The following is a 15,773-nucleotide window of genomic DNA, read 5'->3' as shown; positions in this document are numbered from 1 at the left end:
CTTGACTCAGATCAACCCTTTTCGTCGCAGGGCGCTTCCTTCTGGCGCCGCAGCCACGTGACGAAGGCCCGCGCCTTCGGGCGCAAGACGCCGGGCCGCGTGACGATATGATACCCCGTCTCGCCCGCATCCCGAAAGAGCAGCCTCAACCGCCCCGCCTCCAGCTCCGCCTCGACCGACGACCTGGCCGTGCTGATGATCCCCTGCCCGGCCCGCGCGCCGTCCAGCATCAGGTTCCCGGGCACCTGCGTCACGCTCTTGGCGCGGCCTTCCGTCACCCCGTGCTTGCGCAGCCAGTCGGTCGATTCCGAGGTGCCCAGCTCTTCCAGCCACGGATACTCCAGCAACTGTTCGGGCCGCGTGATCTCGCAATCGCCCACCAGCTTCGGCGCCGCGGTGATCACGATGTCCGACGGCACCAGCATCTCCACCTCCAGCCCCGGCCAGTTGCCATCACCAAAGCGCAGCGCAAGGTCATAGCCCCCCGGCGTCAGCTCGTGCAGCTCCGCCGAGGGGTTGATCATCAGGTCCACGCCGGGGTGCCGCGTCTGGAAATCCATCAGCCGCGGCATCAGCCACGTCGTGGCAAAAAGCTGCGTCGTCGACACCTGCACCGCCCGGTCCGCATCCGCACCCGTCAGCGCATCGATGCTGCGCGCGATCGTGTCGAAGCCGGTCTTCAGCGCATCGGCCAGCTCGCGCCCCTCCGTGGTCAGCTGCAGCTTGCGCCCGCTGCGATCGACCAGCGGCACCCCCATCCGCGTCTCCAGCGCCTTGACCTGCTGGCTGATCGCCGCGTGGCTGACGTTCAGCGCCGCTCCCGCCGCCTGGGCCGAGCCGGTCTCGGCAAGGGCCGCGAAAGCGCGCAAGGCCGTCAGGGGCGGGAGGGTCAGCCAATCGGTCATGTAAGCCTGCCTTACATATCCAAATTTTTCCTGAGTCGCAATAACGCGCTATAGGTGCCAGATTGAGGCTATCACACGAACCAGAAAGGAGAACGACATGCTGGGTATTCTTTCAGATAGCTTCCACACCGCCACCCGCCTCAATGACACCAACGTTCGCGAGGGCCGCGGCCACTGGGCGCCCAACACGCGCTTCGACAACCGCCGCGATGCCGAGCTCGAGGCGCACCGCGTCGGCCGTCTGCCGCGCTAGACCAAAGCGATGTACGACGCCCGTATCTTTCACCCCAGACCGGCCGCGCGCCTCCGGCTCCGTCACTGTCCCTGGCCCTGGCGCACACGCCGCTGGCCCTACCCCATCACCGATGTCGGCCCGCGCGCGCGTTAGGCGCGCGGGGCGTCTCCCCGACTGACCCGTGGTCCCGGCCTTCTGGCCGCGCCACGGGTCTTTTTTCACCGTCCGGATTATCGTGATGACCTGGAACCTTGATCACACTGCAGACACCCCCGCCGGAACCGTCGCCTGGGGCCGCGCCGGATCCGGCCCGCCTCTTGTGCTCGCGCATGGCTGGCCGTGGTCGTCAGTAACGTGGCACCGGATCATTCCCGCGCTGGCCCAATCGCATACCGTCCACTGGTACGACATGCCCGGCTACGGCTGCTCAGACAAACGCGCCGATCAGCCCACCGGGCTCGACGTGCAGGGCCAGGTCTTCGCTCACATGCTGACGCACTGGGGGCTCGACCGCCCCCGCGTCGTGGCACATGATGTCGGCGGTGCGACCAGCTTGCGAGCGCATTTGCTGCACGGGGCCGAGTTCGACCGTCTCGTGCTGATCAACGTGGTGGCGATGCGGCCCTGGGGCTCGGATTTCTTCGACCATGTCGGCCGCCATGTCGACGCCTTCACCGGCCTGCCTCCGCAAATCCATCAGGCCGTCGTGCGGGCCTATATCGACGGCGCGCTGGTCACCGACCTTGCCGACGACGACACCGAGGCGCTCGTCGCCCCGTGGCTCGACGAGGCCGGACGCGCCAGTTTTTACCGCCAGTTCGCCCAGGCCGACGAACGCTTCACCGCCGAAATCGAGCCGCGTTACGGCGCCGTCCGCTGCCCGGTCACGATCCTCTGGGGAGAGGCCGATCCCTGGATCCCCCTCGCCCGGGGCCGCGCCCTGCACGCCCTGATGCCGCGGTCGGAGTTCAAGACGCTGCCAAGTGTCGGCCACCTGCCCCAGCTCGAAGCGCCCGACGCGGTTCTGCGCGCCCTGTCGGGCGTGCTCGAAAACTGACCTGGTGAAACGAAAAACACCGGCCCCTCCTGGAATGCGCGAACAGAGGGAGGGGCCGGTGCCGTCCCGGGGGCATTGCAATAGTGCCTCCGGGAATCTCGTGTCGGGCTGTCAGATTACTCGCCGCCGCCCAGCTGGTGGACATAGGCCGCCACCGCGCGGATCTCGGCCTCCGTCAGGCGCTCCCGCCAGGGCGGCATCACGCCAAAGCGCGAGTTCCACACCGTCTCGTACAGCGCGTCGTAATCGCCGCCATACAGCCAGATCGCATCGGTCAGGTTGGGGGCGCCCTGTTCGACCATGCCCGTGGCGTCCTCGCCGTGGCAGGCGGCACAGTTGTATTCGAACACTTCCGCGCCCGCCTCGGCGGCCTGCGCGTCCTGCGGCTCGCCCGACAGGGACATGACGTAATTCACCACCTGCACGACCTCTTCCTTGGTCAACAGCTCGTCACGGCCAAAGGCCGGCATTGCCGAGTAGCGCGCGTCGGGGTCGTCGTCGTTGCGAATCCCGTGGGTGACGGTGGTGTGGATCGCCTCCATCGTACCGCCCCACAGCCACGAGTCGTCCGACAGGGTCGGATAGCCGACGAATCCGCCGCCCTCGCGCCCGTGGCACTGCACACACCAGGTGTTGAACACCGCCTCGCCCGCCGAGCGCGCATAGCCGGCCAGCTCATCGTCGCCGGGAATAGACGCCAGTTCGACACTGGCCAGCCGCTCGTTGAGCTGCGAGTTGGCCGCCTCGGCCGTTTCAATGTCGACCTGCACATTGGCTCGGGTCGAGTATCCTAGATAGCCCTGCGTCGCGCCCGAGATCATCGGCCAGGCCGGATAGGCGATTGTGTACCAGACGCCCCAGAGAATCGTGGCATAGAACACCCACAGCCACCAGCGCGGCAAGGGGTTGTTGTATTCCTCGATCCCGTCCCATTCGTGACCGGTCGTCTCGACCTCGTGCTTGTCTTTCGATGTCTTGGCCATCTCAGTGCTCCTCGTCCGAGGCATGGCGCGCGGCCCGTGCCGGCGCGTCTTCGTTGCGAAACGGAATGTCCGCGACATTCTCGTAGGTGTCCCGCGATCCGGGCCGCATGACCCAGATCACGACGCCGATGAAGAAGGCGAAGAGCGCCAGCAGCATCCAGCTGTCCGCGAACTCCCGCAGCAGGGAATAGGTGTCCATCGTCGTTGCTCCTTACCGGCTGGCCACGGGCGTGAAGGTCGAGAAATCGACCAGCGTGCCCAGCATCTGCAGATACGCGATCAGGGCATCGGCTTCGCTGATGCCCGGGCGGCCGTCGAAATTGGCCACCTGCACCTTTTCGCCATACCGTTCGATCAGCCCGTCAAAGTCGCTTTCCGGGTCGGCCTGCGTCCGGAAATCCGCCTGCGCGTTTTCCACATGCGCGTCCTCGTAAGGCACACCCACCAACCTGTGCGTCGCCAGAAGGTCCTCCACGTACTGCCCGTCGAGCAGCCGCTCCTCCAGATAGCCGTACTTGGGCATCACCGATTCCGGCACCACCGATTGCGGGTCGCGCAGGTGGTCCACATGCCACGCGTTCGAGTACCGCCCGCCCACACGCGCCAGGTCCGGTCCGGTCCGCTTGGACCCCCATTGGAACGGGTGGTCGTACTGGCTTTCGGCGGCCAGGCTGTAATGGCCGTAACGCTCCACCTCGTCGCGCATCGGCCGGATCATCTGGCTGTGGCACACATAGCATCCCTCGCGGATGTAGATGTCACGCCCGGTCAGCTCCAGCGGGGTGTAGGGGCGCATCCCCTCCACGTCCTCGATGGTGTTCTCCAGCCAGAACAGCGGTGCGATCTGCACGATGCCGCCGATTGTCACCACCAGGAAGGCAAAGATCGCCAGCAGGGTCACGTTGCGTTCCAGGATCTGGTGCCGGTCCAGGAAGGTCTTCTTCTTGGGCCGGTCCCCCACGCCCGTGGCCGAAGCCGGCATCGGGGGTTTCTGCATTTTATCGTCAGCCATTTTTCCGGCCCTCCTTATTCAGCCGGGACAGCGGAGTTGTCGGCTTGCACTGCCGGGCTCCGTCTGACTGTCATGTAAAGGTTGTAGCACATGATGATCGCGCCAGAGAGGAACATGACCCCGCCCAGACCGCGCACCACGTACATCGGCAGCTTCGCACTCACCGTGTCGGCAAAGGAGTTCACCAGGAACCCGTTGGCATCCACTTCACGCCACATCAGGCCTTCCATGATGCCGGTCACCCACATCGACGCCGCGTAAAGAATGATCCCGATCGTCGCCAGCCAGAAGTGCCAGCTCACCAGGCTCAGGGAATACAGCCGCTCGCGGTTCCACAGCTTGGGCACCAGGAAGTAGAGGCAGCCGAACGTGATCATCCCGTTCCAGCCCAGCGCGCCCGAGTGCACGTGCCCGATGGTCCAGTCGGTGTAATGCGACAGGCTGTTCACCGCGCGGATCGACATCATCGGCCCCTCAAAGGTGGACATCCCGTAAAAGCCCAGGCTGATCACCATCATCCGGATCACCGGATCGGTGCGCAGCTTGTCCCACGCGCCACTCAGCGTCATCAGACCGTTGATCATCCCGCCCCAGCTGGGCATCCACAGCACGATCGAGAACACCATGCCCAGCGTCGAGGCCCAGTCGGGCAGCGCGGTGTAGTGCAGGTGGTGCGGACCGGCCCAGATATACAGAAAGATCAGCGCCCAGAAGTGGATGATCGACAGTTTGTAGCTGTAGACCGGCCGCCCGGCCTGCTTCGGCACGAAGTAGTACATCATCGCCAGGAACCCCGCCGTCAGGAAGAAGCCCACGGCGTTGTGCCCGTACCACCATTGCGTCATCGCATCCTGCACGCCCGAGAAAACCTGCACGGACTTGGAGCCGAAGATGCTCACCGGGATCGACAGGTTGTTCACCACGTGCAGCATCGCGACGGTGATGATGAACGACAGGTAAAACCAGTTCGCCACGTAGATATGCGGCTCTTTCCGCTTCACCAACGTGCCGACGAAAACGGCCAGGTAGGACACCCAGACGATGGTCAGCCACCAGTCCACGTACCATTCAGGCTCGGCGTATTCCTTGGATTGCGTCGCCCCCAGCAGGTAGCCCGTGGCGGCCAGAACGATCACCAGCTGGAACCCCCAGAACACGAACCACGCCAGGTTCCCGCCCCACAGGCGCGCGGCACAGGTCCGCTGCACCACGTAGAACGACGTCGCGATCAGGGCGTTGCCCCCAAAGGCAAAGATCACCGCGCTGGTGTGCAAAGGCCGCAACCGGCCGAAGTTCATGTAGCCCTGCGCCCACTCGAAGTTCAGCGCCGGAAAGGCCAGCTGGAACGCGATGAACGTCCCCACCAGAAAGCCCACGACACCCCAAAGCGCCGTGGCGATCACCCCGGCGCGCACGACCCCGTCCATGTATTCGCCGGACAGGTCGACCACCGGCCGCTCCTCGTCCGTGTTGCGCAGCACCCAGATGAACATGCCCGCCGCCACCAGGGCGATGGTCAGCGCATTCACAAGGTACGCGATATCCCGCGCCTGGTTGGCGGCGAACAGCGCGAAAAACGCGATCAGCCCCAACAGGATCAGTTTTACGTAGTTACCCATTTTGCGTCCCTTTGCCGTATGTCCGCGCAGGCCCTGCCGGGGCGCACGGAGTCATTTGACTGGGGCCGCTTATTTCCGATGCCGCCTGCCCCCGCTTTGATCTGCATCAAAGGATTTGCGGGAATGGATTGACCGGCATCAAGGCAGCGTCTCGCCCCGGGGGCCAGACTGCGTTCGAAATGGTTAATGAAAAGCGAATCGCAATGTCCTGGAAAACGATCTTCTGCGCCCTGTCAGACGTGTCTCGCGTCGAGCACACCTTGACCCACGCCGCCGCCCTCGCCCGCCTGCACGGCGCGCATCTCGACGTGCTCAGCCTCGGCGTCGCCCGCGATCCGGCAACCCATTATTTCACCGGCGCCGGTGTCAGCGCCGTGGCGCTGCAGGACACCTTCCAGCGTTGCCACGAAGAGGCCGCCGAGATCGACAGCGCCGTACGCGCCTTTCTTGCCCGGCAGGACGGTTTCCTCTGGTCCTGCGACAAGGGTGTCGCCCAGCTTGCCGATCTCGGGCACCATGTCGCCGACCGCGCCCGCTTCGCCGATCTCGCCGTTCTGCCCATGCCCTATGGCGAGGGGCTGGGCGCCGAGCTTGCTCGCCTGACCGAGGCAATCCTCTTCGACGGGCGCATCCCCGCCATGGTCCTGCCGGACACGCCCGACATCACCCTCGACCCCAAGCGGGTCGTGATCGCCTGGAACGACGGCCGCGAGGCGCTGCGCGCCGCCCGCGACGCCCTGCCGATGCTGCGACGCGCCGACCGCGTGCATCTCGTGGTGGTCGATCCGCCGGTGCACGGCCCGAACCGCTCCGATCCCGGTGGGCTGGTCTCGCAGTTCCTCGTGCGCCACGGCGTCACGGTCGAGATTGACGTGTTGTCCAAAACCCTGCCCCGCGTCGCCGACGTGCTCTTGCGCCGCGCGCAGGACATCGACGCCGACGCGCTGGTCATGGGCGCCTATGGCCATTCCCGCGTCCGCGAAGCGGTCTTCGGCGGTGCCTCCCGCTACATGCTGGAACACGCGCCCCTGCCGGTCTTCATGGCGCATTAAAGCGTTTCCGGGTCGGTCTGAAACATGCATCGCTTTTTGCGTCTCAAGAGGCAGCGAAAAGCGATTCAGTGTTTCCCGGAAACACTCAGGTCGGGACTGGGGTCGCGCAACGGACCAGACACATGGGCTCGTGCGCGCGGCCTCAGATCGTCCCGAGGTAATACCCGATGGCCTCTTCCAGTTCCGTCTCCTCGTATCCGAAATGCGAGCGCACGACCTCTTCCAGCTTCCGGAACGTCGCGGCGGCCTGGACAAAGTTCGCCTCAACGGGGTCTTCCGCCAATGCCTCGGCGGCGCGCCCTAGGCGGACGATCAACTCGTGCACCACCTCGTGCTCCGACATCAGCTTGGCCACGACCTGCCGGAACATGCCTCCCCCCGCCGCCTCGATCCGGGGGAACATATCGGCGCTTTCGATGTCGTGGTGAAACTTCAGTACCTGACACTCGCGCCCGCACAGCGTCCCGAACACCCGGAAATTCTCGGCCATGTCGAGTGACAATACGATCCGCCTCAGGTTTTCGGGCGGGGTATCCCCGGCTTCGATCCGCGCCAGCACCGCGCCGACCTGCGCCATCTCCATAAGGTACTGACGATGAATTGCCGCCAGATGTCGACCTTGGCGCCGGTGCCTGTCCGTGGCGGCCGGAACCTTCGGCGCCTTGGGCCGCGCGGCTTCGTCGATCGTGAGGTCTTCCAGGGAATGGGTCGAGAGGTCAGCCATGCCCGGTAACAAAGCCCCCGCCCTCGCGAAGTCAAGCCCGCCCGACACACCGTAGGGTGGGTGAAAACCCACGCGCCGCGCCTTAACCACGCATTAATCCCGAACGCTCCGTTAACCCGCCAAATCGCGAAAATTCCACCGTCGTAATACCACTTGAATACCGACGCGATACCGACACCGAATTTCTCCTTAATTCAATAGGTTAACCCGATTCGCGCACTCAGGCCAGCATCCCGCCATCACTGTCATCGCCCGCCTCTTCCAGCAGGCGGTCGAAATCCGGCACCGTCACATGCCGTTTGCCTTCCAGGTGGATCACCTGGTCGCGCTTCAGCGCGCTGATCTGGCGGCTCACCGTCTCCAGCGTCAGGCCAAGATAGTCGGCCATCGCCTCGCGTGTCAGCGGCAGGTCGAACACCACCTGCCCCGCGGCCTTGGACATGTTCAGGACCGCGTTGCGCCGCCCCAGGATGGCCAGGAAGGACGCGATCTTCTCCCGCGCCGTCTTGCGCCCCAGAAGCAGCATCCATTCGCGCGCCGCATCCAGCTCGTCCAGCGTCATCTCCAGCAGGCGCTGGCCGATATGCGGCGTGGTTTCCATCATGTTTTCAAAGGGATGCTTGCGGAAACAGCACATCACCACGTCGCTCACCGCGACCACGTTATAGGCCGCCTTCTCGCGCCCCGGACGCCCCACGAAATCGCTCGGCAACAGCAGGCCCACCATCTGCGTGCGCCCGTCCTCCAGCGTCTGGGTCAGCATCGCGATGCCCGACACGACCGAGCCCACGAAATCCATCCGGTCCCCGGCCCAGATCAGCGTCCGCCCCGCCTCGAAGCTGCGATAGTACTTGATCTGGTCCAGCTTCTCCAACTCATGCGCGTCACATCGCGCACACACGGCCCTGTGTCGAATCGGGCACTCCTCGCACTCGCGGGGGTCAGGTCCTGTGCCTCATTGAGCATCGAGAATGCTTTCGGTCGGGTTGATCTGCATCAAGGTTTCTGCGCTTTCCCATGTCTAATTTAACGCCATGATTGACCGAGAACAACTCCGCAGACTGGGCCTGTTCGACGCGAACGTACCGCGTTACACGAGCTACCCCACCGCACCGCATTTTACCGATTCCGTCGGGTCCTCGACCATGCGGAACTGGATTTCCAACATCGAACCGGGCAGCGCAATCTCGCTTTACCTGCATGTGCCCTTCTGCCGCAGGTTGTGCTGGTTCTGCGCCTGCCGCACGCAGGGCACCAAGTCGCTCTCACCCGTCGCCGCCTATGTCGAAACGCTCAAGGCGGAACTGGCACTTCTGAAGAACACCCTGCCCGAGGGCATCACCCTGTCGCGCCTGCACTGGGGCGGAGGCACGCCGACGTTGCTGTCACCGGACCTGATCACCGACCTCGCCGAGGCCGTCCGCAACGCCGTGCCTTTCGGTGGCGATACCGAGTTCTCGGTCGAGATCGACCCCAACGAGATTGACGCCCCCCCGGATCGACGCACTCGCCGCCGCCGGCATGAATCGTGCCTCGGTCGGCGTGCAGGATTTCGACGACGTGATCCAGCAGGCCATCGGCCGCATCCAGACCTTCGACATCACCCGCGACGCGATCGACGCCCTGCGTGCCGCAGGGGTGCGCAGCCTCAACGCCGACATCCTCTATGGCCTGCCGCACCAGACCAGGGGGCGCATGGTCGAAAGCGTGCAGAAGCTCCTTTCGCTCAACCCCGACCGCGTGGCGCTTTATGGCTATGCCCACGTGCCGTGGATGGCCAAGCGCCAGCAGCTCATTCCGTCCGAAGCGCTGCCCACGCCCGAGGAGCGGCTGGAGCTGTTCGACGCCGCCCGCCGCCTGTTCGTCTGGGACGGCTACCGCGAGATCGGGATCGACCATTTCGCCACGCCCGAAGACGGGCTCAGTTGCGCGAAAAGGCTGGGCCGCCTGCGCCGCAACTTCCAGGGCTACACCGACGACACGTCCGAGGTGCTGGTGGGCCTCGGCGCCTCTTCGATCTCGCGTTTCCCGCAGGGCTATGCCCAGAACGCCCCCGCCACGGGCGCCCATACCGGCGCCATCCGCGAGGGCCGTTTCTCGACCAGCCGCGGGCACGTCTTCAAGGGGCAGGATCTTTTGCGCGCACGTCTGATCGAGGCCGTCATGTGCGACTTCCGCATCGACGCGGGCGAGATCTGCGAAACCTTCAGCATGTCGCGTCTCGATGTCCGCACCCTGCTGGAACCGACGGCGCGCGCGTTCCAAGGGCTTGTCGATCTCAGCAACGAAGGCCTCTTCATCCCGCCTGCGGCGCGCCCACTGACCCGCATGATCGCCCGCAGCCTGGACAGCTACGACCTCAGCCGCGCAGGCCACAGCCCGGCAATCTGAGGCGTCTCAGGAGAACCGCTTTTCCAGCACCAGCGCATCGACCGGCCCTCCCTCGGGCCGGTTGTAGTACTCCTTGCGCCGCGCAAGCTCGGTGAACCCTTCGGAAAGATAAAGCGCCAGCGCCGCCACGTTGTCCGCGGCCACTTCAAGGAACAGCCTGTCGGCGTTGCGCCCTCGCGCCTCTGCCTCGAACGCCCGCAGGCAGGCCCGGCCATGTCCCTCGCGTCGCGCGTGCGGGTCGGTCGCCAGGGTAAGCAGCTCCGCCTCGCCCGCCACCGCCTGCCCCATGGCAAAGCCTTTCCCGTCGCCGGTCACGAAAACATGCGGGCGCTCCAGAAGGTCGCGAAACTCCGCCGCGCTCCAGCCACGCCCCTGCCCTGCAAAGGCGCGTCCGTGCAGCGTCGCCAGCGCCTCAGGCGTCATCGAGGATGACCGGCGGTGCCTCGCGCGACGGCGCGGCATCGGCCGGTTTGAGGTAGAGCGGCGCGGGCGCGACGATCTCGCCGCCCAGCCGCTGCACGGCGATACGGGCAATGGCCGCTGCAGTGGGATGTTTCTGCGCCACCGCCTCGGCACCGATCCGCTCGGCCACGGCCTTTGCCGCCGCGCCAACGCAGACCAGCCCCGGTTCGCCAAGCACCGGGTCGATGGCGTCGACAGTCACAAGTGCCGGTGCGACTGGGCTGCGCGTTCCGAATCCCTGCACATAGACCTGCCCCAAGGGCGCGTCGCGCGTCGCCAATACCGGTCCGTCCTGCCCGAAGGCCGCCGCCTCCAGGATACTCACGCCCACCGCCGGAATATCCAGCGCCAGAGCAAGCCCCCGCGCCGCCGAGACCGAAATCCGTATACCGGTAAAGTTGCCGGGCCCGGTGCCGACGCCGATCGCGTCAAGCTCCGCCCACGCCACGCCGGCGGCCGAAAGAACCTCCTCCAGCGCCGGGAAAAGCGCCTCCGCCTGTCCCTTGGCCATCTCGACTGCGTGCTCCGACAGTACCTCCTGACCCGAAAGCAGACACACCTCCAGCCATGGGCCGGAGGTGTCAAAGGACAGGATCAGCGGTGCGTCGGTCACAGGCGTGTCAGACACCGACCGGGCGCACCTCGGTCACTTCGGGAATGTAATGGCGCAGCAGATTCTCGATGCCCATCTTCAGGGTGATGGTCGAAGACGGACAGCCTGCGCAGGCGCCCTGCATGTGCAGGTAGACGACGCCCCGCTCAAAGCCGTGGAACGTGATGTCACCGCCATCCTGCGCCACTGCGGGGCGCACCCGCGTATCAAGCAACTGCTTGATCTGGTCGATCACCTCGGAATCCTCGCCCTCACTCGCGGCGTGGCCCGATTCGGCGGCCTCACCCGTCATGACAGGCTGACCCGACTGGAAATGTTCCATGATCGCGCCCAGGATCGCGGGCTTCACATGGTCCCACTCGACCGCGTCCTGCTTGGTCACGGTCACGAAATCGTTGCCCAGGAAAACGCCGGTCACGCCTTCCACTCCGAACACACGGGCGGCCAGAGGCGACTTGTCGGCCCCCTCCGACGACGGGAAGTCCGCCGTCCCGGTCTCCAGCACGGTCTGGCCGGGCAGGAACTTCAGCGTGGCGGGATTGGGGGTCGATTCTGTCTGGATGAACATGATGCACGCCCTTTCGAAACTGTTATCCAAGATATGCGCAGGGGCGCGGGTGCTGTCAAGGTTTGGAACGATTCTAAATTCTCCGGTGGCGACTCCTCAGGTGATCGCTTCCAGCCGTTCCTTGCTCAGATCGCCCGGAACGATGGTGATCGGAATCGGCAAACCGCCCGAATTCTTCGACAATTGCGACACCAGCGGCCCCGGCCCCTTCTTGTCCGCGCTGGCACCCAGCACCAGCACGCCGATTTCGGTATCTTCCTGCACCTGCGCCATGATCTCGGCCACCGGCTCACCCTCGCGGATCACCAGCTCCGGGTCGATCCCCTGCTTGTCGCGCATCCACTTGGCGAAAACCTCGAAATGCGCATGGATGCGCTCGCGGGCCTCCTCGCGCATGATGTCGCCCACGCCGATCCAGTGGTTGAATTCCTCGGGTGGAATCACCGCCAGGATCTCGACCCCGGCCTGCGTATTCTTGGCGCGCATGGCAGCGAACCGCATGGCATTCAGGCATTCGCGGCTGTCATCCAGCACCACCAGAAACTTGCGCATGGTTTTCCCTTTGTCTTGCGGCGCTCATATTGACGGGTTCGGAGGCTTCGGGCAACAGCAGCTTTCGGGCAAACTCAGTCGAACGTCCCCGCCACGCGCCCCACCAGCATGAAGGCCCGCGCCGTGCGCGTATCCGACATTTCGGACATTTCCGCATCCGTCGCGGTTTCCGCGAACTGGCTGATGGTGCGGTCGAATATCCGCAAAAAATGGTGCGCCGCGTCGCGAAAGATCGTGTCCTGCTTCATCCGCGCCGCCGTCAGCGCCAGCGACGAGCGGTCGCGCACACCCCCCAGCGCCGCCACCGCCCGGCCCCGTTCCCCGGCGGCGAACCGGCGCCACACCTCGGGCCGGGCCATGTCGGGGCGCAGATCGTCCATGTAGATGCCGTCCTGCGACAACAGCGTCAGCACGTCCTGGCTGGCCTGCACCAGCTGCGCGCTGTGCCGGACCTTCAGCGCCCGTCGCAACGCGGCAAAGCCTTCGCGGTCCTCGGCATTCTCCGGAAAGTTCAACGCCCGGATGAAATCCGATGTCGCCAGCGGCGGGGCCATCTCCTCGGGCGGGGTGCCCAGGGGCAGCGCCACCTGGTCCGTTCCCGTCTCGACCGCGGTCGCCACCGGCGCGGGCCGCACATCCGCCGGGCTGCGCGAGGTCGAGAACATGGCCAGCGCGGTCTCGGTCTTGCGCTGCGCCGCCGCGATCTCCTCCAGCTTCTTGGTCACAGAAGGCTGGGCCGTCTCATGCGCCATCTGGCTCTGCGCCACATAGGCATGCCGTATCGCGTCGATCGCGGTCTGCAGCCGCCGGCTCTCCTCGCGCATCACCTTGCTCGACCGTGCCGCCGTCGCCGCCACCCAGATCATCGCCACCGGCATGAAGATCGCCAACAGGACCACCACGAACTGCAATGCCCCGCCGGTTCCCCCGAAAACCCCCATGGGCGCCAGAACCAGAAAGAAAACCGCCGTTCCGACAAGCCAGGCCACCGTCAGCGCCAGCGCAATAACCTCGACGCCCGTGGCCCTGTCCTTTCGGGGCCGGTCGTAGACACCCAGCGGGGTCTGTGGGGCTTGCGGTCGGTCGGTCATCGGTGAACCTGATTGCGGTGAGGCTGGCAAGGCCGGGTCAGATATACTCGACCTTCAGAACTTCGTAGGACTTGTCGCCACCGGGCGTGCGCACTTCTACGCTATCGCCCTCCTCCTTGCCAATCAACGCCCGCGCAATCGGCGATTTCACGTTCAGCAGGCCCTTCTCGATATTGGCCTCGTACTCGCCCACGATCTGATAGGATTTTTCCTCGTCCGTGTCCTCGTCCACCAGCGTGACCGTCGCGCCGAACTTGATCGGGCCCGAAAGTTTCCTGGGGTCGATCACCTCCGACAAGCTGATCGCGCCTTCCAGCTCCTTGATGCGGCCCTCGATGAAGGATTGCTTCTCCTTGGCCGAATGGTACTCGGCATTTTCCGACAGGTCGCCATGCTCGCGCGCCTCGGAAATGGCCCGGATGATGGCGGGGCGCTCGACGGATTTCAGGTGTTTCAACTCCGCGTTCAGCGCGTCGAACCCGTCCTGTGTCATCGGGATCTTTTCCATGCCCTGTCCTTCTTTTCTGTCCCTAGTATCACCAAGGGGCCGCCCTTGCGCGACCCCGTGCCAATCTCAAACCATGCGCGACAGATTGACCTGACCTGACCCGCCAATGCAAGTAGGTCCTGACAGTCGACCGCGCAATCGCGCCGAAACTTGCGCCTTTTTGACGCTTTTGACCGCCTGTTACGTCGTGTTCGAATTGACCTTGCGCAACCCCGCACGATAACCAGTTGCGAAGTTTCTTACGCGGGCCGGCATGCGACCGGACGACCAGGAGAGGACCAAGATGACCCAAGTCGAACGCGAAGCCATGGAATACGATGTCGTGATCGTGGGCGCGGGGCCCGCCGGCCTCAGCGCCGCGATCCGCCTGAAACAGCTCGACCCCGAGCGCGAGGTCGTCGTGCTGGAAAAAGGCTCCGAAGTGGGTGCGCATATCCTGTCGGGCGCGGTGCTCGATCCCTGCGGCCTCGACGCGCTCATCCCCGACTGGAAGGAAAAGGGCGCGCCGGTCACGGTGGAGGTCAAGGAAGACAATTTCTACATGCTGGGCGAGGCGGGCAAGGTCCGCATCCCCAACTTCCCGATGCCGCCGCTGATGAACAACCACGGCAACTATATTGTGTCGATGGGCAATGTCTGCCGCTGGATGGCCGAACAGGCCGAGGCGCTGGGGGTCGAGATCTTCCCCGGCATGGCCTGCTCGGAAATCGTCTATGGCGAGAACGGCGAGGTAAAGGGCGTGGTGGCCGGCGAATTCGGCAAGAACCCCGACGGCACCCCCGGCCCCGGCTACGAGCCGGGCATGGAATTGCACGGCAAGTACGTGTTCCTGGGCGAAGGCGTGCGCGGCTCGCTGTCCAAGGAGGTCATCGCGAAATACGACCTCGCACAGGGCAAGGAGCCGCAGAAATACGGCCTCGGCATGAAGGAAATCTGGGAAATCGACCCCGAAAAGCACCGCGAAGGCACCGTCACCCACACGATGGGCTGGCCGCTGGGCAAGAACGCGGGCGGCGGCTCGTTCATCTACCACCTCGACAACAACCAGGTCTACGTGGGCTTCGTGGTTCACCTCAATTACAAGAACCCGCACCTTTACCCCTACATGGAATTCCAGCGGTTCAAGCATCACCCGGTGGTGGCCGACCTGCTGAAAGGCGGCAAACGCGTCGCGTACGGCGCCCGCGCCATTTCCGAGGGCGGGTATCAGTCCATGCCCAAGATGGTCGCCCCCGGCGTCGCCCTGCTGGGTTGCTCGGTCGGCATGGTCAACGTGCCGCGCATCAAGGGCAACCACAACGCCATGTTGTCGGGCAAGGCCGCGGCCGAGGCCGCCCATGCCGCGATCGAGGCGGGGCGTGCCAGTGACGAACTGCCGGACTACGAGACCGAAGTGCGCAACGGCGCGATCGGCGCGGACCTCAAAAGGGTCCGAAACGTCAAGCCCTTGTGGTCCAAGTACGGCCTCACCGCCTCGCTCACGCTGGGGGGCCTCGACATGTGGACCAACACGCTGGGCTTTTCGGTCTTCGGCACGCTGGGCCACGGCAAGACCGACGCCGAGTCGACCGAAGAAGCCAGCAAGCACAGCGAAATCGCGTATCCCAAGCCGGACGGCAAGCTCAGCTTCGACCGCCTGACCAATGTCAGCTTCTCGATGACCAACCACGAGGAAAGCCAGCCGTCGCACCTCAAGCTGAAGGACCCGAAGATCCCGGTCGAGGTGAACCTGCCCAAATATGCCGGCCCCTCGGCCCGCTACTGCCCGGCAGGGGTCTACGAATTCGTGGAAAAGGACGGCGAGCAGCAGTTCGTCATCAACTTCCAGAACTGCGTCCACTGCAAGACCTGCGACATCAAGGATCCGCCACAGAACATCAACTGGACCACGCCGCAGGGCGGTGACGGGCCGAACTATCCGAATATGTAGGCCACAGGCGAAATCACGCGGATAACGAGGGCGGCAAATTGGCCGCCCTCATTGCGTTGGCAGGCGGCTCA

At 64.9% G+C, this 15,773-nt stretch carries 17 protein-coding genes and 1 pseudogene; 5 read left to right on the top strand and 13 right to left on the bottom strand.

The genetic code is table 11. The annotated features are described in order from the left end of the window. Nucleotides 1–11 precede the first annotated feature (11 nt). Nucleotides 12–905: a LysR family transcriptional regulator gene (locus ACSQ76_RS03365; RefSeq protein ID WP_306128519.1), complete on the bottom strand. Its 894-nt coding sequence runs from the start codon at nt 903–905 to the stop codon at nt 12–14. Between the two features lie 97 nt (nt 906–1,002). Here ACSQ76_RS03365 and ACSQ76_RS03360 point away from each other — a divergent pair, with 97 nt between their 5' ends. Next, entirely contained in the window at nt 1,003–1,158 is a 156-nt protein-coding gene (locus tag ACSQ76_RS03360; protein ID WP_306128520.1) for a hypothetical protein, read from the top strand. A 220-nt stretch (nt 1,159–1,378) separates the two neighbouring features. Continuing rightward, entirely contained in the window at nt 1,379–2,197 is an 819-nt protein-coding gene (locus tag ACSQ76_RS03355; protein WP_437155455.1) for an alpha/beta fold hydrolase, read from the top strand. Nucleotides 2,198–2,313: 116 nt separating this feature from the next. Here the strand turns inward: ACSQ76_RS03355 and ccoP are convergent, their stop codons facing one another. From ccoP to ccoN, 4 genes are read right to left on the bottom strand one after another with little or no spacing between them, the layout of a single operon-like run. Beyond that, nucleotides 2,314–3,180 carry a cytochrome-c oxidase, cbb3-type subunit III gene (gene ccoP / locus ACSQ76_RS03350; protein WP_437155454.1) on the bottom strand — a complete coding sequence of 289 codons (867 nt, stop codon included), beginning with the start codon at nt 3,178–3,180 and terminating at the stop codon, nt 2,314–2,316. 1 nt (nt 3,181) lies between these two features. Next, the gene (locus tag ACSQ76_RS03345) at nt 3,182–3,379 is read right to left on the bottom strand and encodes a cbb3-type cytochrome c oxidase subunit 3 (protein WP_437155453.1); all 198 of its coding nucleotides are present in this window, start codon (nt 3,377–3,379) and stop codon (nt 3,182–3,184) included. Between the two features lie 12 nt (nt 3,380–3,391). After that, complete coding sequence (gene ccoO, locus ACSQ76_RS03340; RefSeq protein ID WP_306128626.1) at nt 3,392–4,162, bottom strand: cytochrome-c oxidase, cbb3-type subunit II; 771 nt, start codon at nt 4,160–4,162, stop codon at nt 3,392–3,394. A gap of 44 nt (nt 4,163–4,206) precedes the next feature. Beyond that, nucleotides 4,207–5,811 (bottom strand): cytochrome-c oxidase, cbb3-type subunit I, encoded by a 1,605-nt coding sequence (ccoN, locus tag ACSQ76_RS03335; RefSeq protein WP_437155452.1) that lies wholly within the window; start codon nt 5,809–5,811, stop codon nt 4,207–4,209. A 203-nt stretch (nt 5,812–6,014) separates the two neighbouring features. On the opposite strand from ccoN, the gene ACSQ76_RS03330 reads away from it, so the two are divergent. Then, entirely contained in the window at nt 6,015–6,863 is an 849-nt protein-coding gene (locus ACSQ76_RS03330) for a universal stress protein (protein ID WP_437155451.1), read from the top strand. 142 nt (nt 6,864–7,005) lie between these two features. Here ACSQ76_RS03330 and ACSQ76_RS03325 read toward each other — a convergent pair whose 3' ends face one another. Next, on the bottom strand, nt 7,006–7,659 hold the full coding sequence (locus ACSQ76_RS03325) for a hemerythrin domain-containing protein (protein ID WP_437155450.1): 654 nt from the start codon (nt 7,657–7,659) through the stop codon (nt 7,006–7,008). A gap of 148 nt (nt 7,660–7,807) precedes the next feature. Next, complete coding sequence (gene fnrL, locus ACSQ76_RS03320) at nt 7,808–8,503, bottom strand: transcriptional regulator FnrL (RefSeq protein WP_437158156.1); 696 nt, start codon at nt 8,501–8,503, stop codon at nt 7,808–7,810. Between the two features lie 118 nt (nt 8,504–8,621). Between fnrL and hemN the strand changes: the two are divergent. Continuing rightward, nucleotides 8,622–9,978: pseudogene (gene hemN / locus ACSQ76_RS03315) on the top strand (oxygen-independent coproporphyrinogen III oxidase). 6 nt (nt 9,979–9,984) lie between these two features. Here the strand turns inward: hemN and ACSQ76_RS03310 are convergent. From ACSQ76_RS03310 to greA, 6 genes are all read right to left on the bottom strand, one after another. Further along, nucleotides 9,985–10,401, bottom strand: a complete 417-nt coding sequence (locus ACSQ76_RS03310; protein ID WP_437155449.1) for a GNAT family N-acetyltransferase — start codon at nt 10,399–10,401, stop codon at nt 9,985–9,987. Further along, nucleotides 10,391–11,068: a tRNA (adenosine(37)-N6)-threonylcarbamoyltransferase complex dimerization subunit type 1 TsaB gene (tsaB, locus tag ACSQ76_RS03305; RefSeq protein WP_437155448.1), complete on the bottom strand. Its 678-nt coding sequence runs from the start codon at nt 11,066–11,068 to the stop codon at nt 10,391–10,393. Before tsaB ends, ACSQ76_RS03310 begins: the two co-directional genes overlap by 11 nt. Further along, nucleotides 11,061–11,621 carry a NifU family protein gene (locus ACSQ76_RS03300; RefSeq protein ID WP_306128531.1) on the bottom strand — a complete coding sequence of 187 codons (561 nt, stop codon included), beginning with the start codon at nt 11,619–11,621 and terminating at the stop codon, nt 11,061–11,063. The genes tsaB and ACSQ76_RS03300 overlap by 8 nt, the downstream gene beginning before the upstream one ends. A gap of 96 nt (nt 11,622–11,717) precedes the next feature. Beyond that, entirely contained in the window at nt 11,718–12,173 is a 456-nt protein-coding gene (locus tag ACSQ76_RS03295; RefSeq protein WP_152493874.1) for a universal stress protein, read from the bottom strand. Between the two features lie 74 nt (nt 12,174–12,247). Beyond that, on the bottom strand, nt 12,248–13,264 hold the full coding sequence (locus tag ACSQ76_RS03290; protein ID WP_437155447.1) for a hypothetical protein: 1,017 nt from the start codon (nt 13,262–13,264) through the stop codon (nt 12,248–12,250). A 37-nt stretch (nt 13,265–13,301) separates the two neighbouring features. Beyond that, nucleotides 13,302–13,772, bottom strand: coding sequence for a transcription elongation factor GreA (greA, locus tag ACSQ76_RS03285; RefSeq protein WP_306128534.1), 471 nt, complete (start codon nt 13,770–13,772; stop codon nt 13,302–13,304). A gap of 283 nt (nt 13,773–14,055) precedes the next feature. Here greA and ACSQ76_RS03280 point away from each other — a divergent pair, with 283 nt between their 5' ends. Beyond that, complete coding sequence (locus ACSQ76_RS03280; RefSeq protein WP_437155446.1) at nt 14,056–15,702, top strand: 4Fe-4S dicluster domain-containing protein; 1,647 nt, start codon at nt 14,056–14,058, stop codon at nt 15,700–15,702. Nucleotides 15,703–15,773: the final 71 nt, after the last annotated feature.

The sequence above is a fragment of the Roseovarius sp. B08 genome, from assembly GCF_051417955.1.
Lineage (GTDB): Bacteria > Pseudomonadota > Alphaproteobacteria > Rhodobacterales > Rhodobacteraceae > Roseovarius.
The sequence above is the reverse complement of the archived record's forward strand: the minus strand, read 5'-3'. Positions and strand labels throughout refer to the sequence as shown.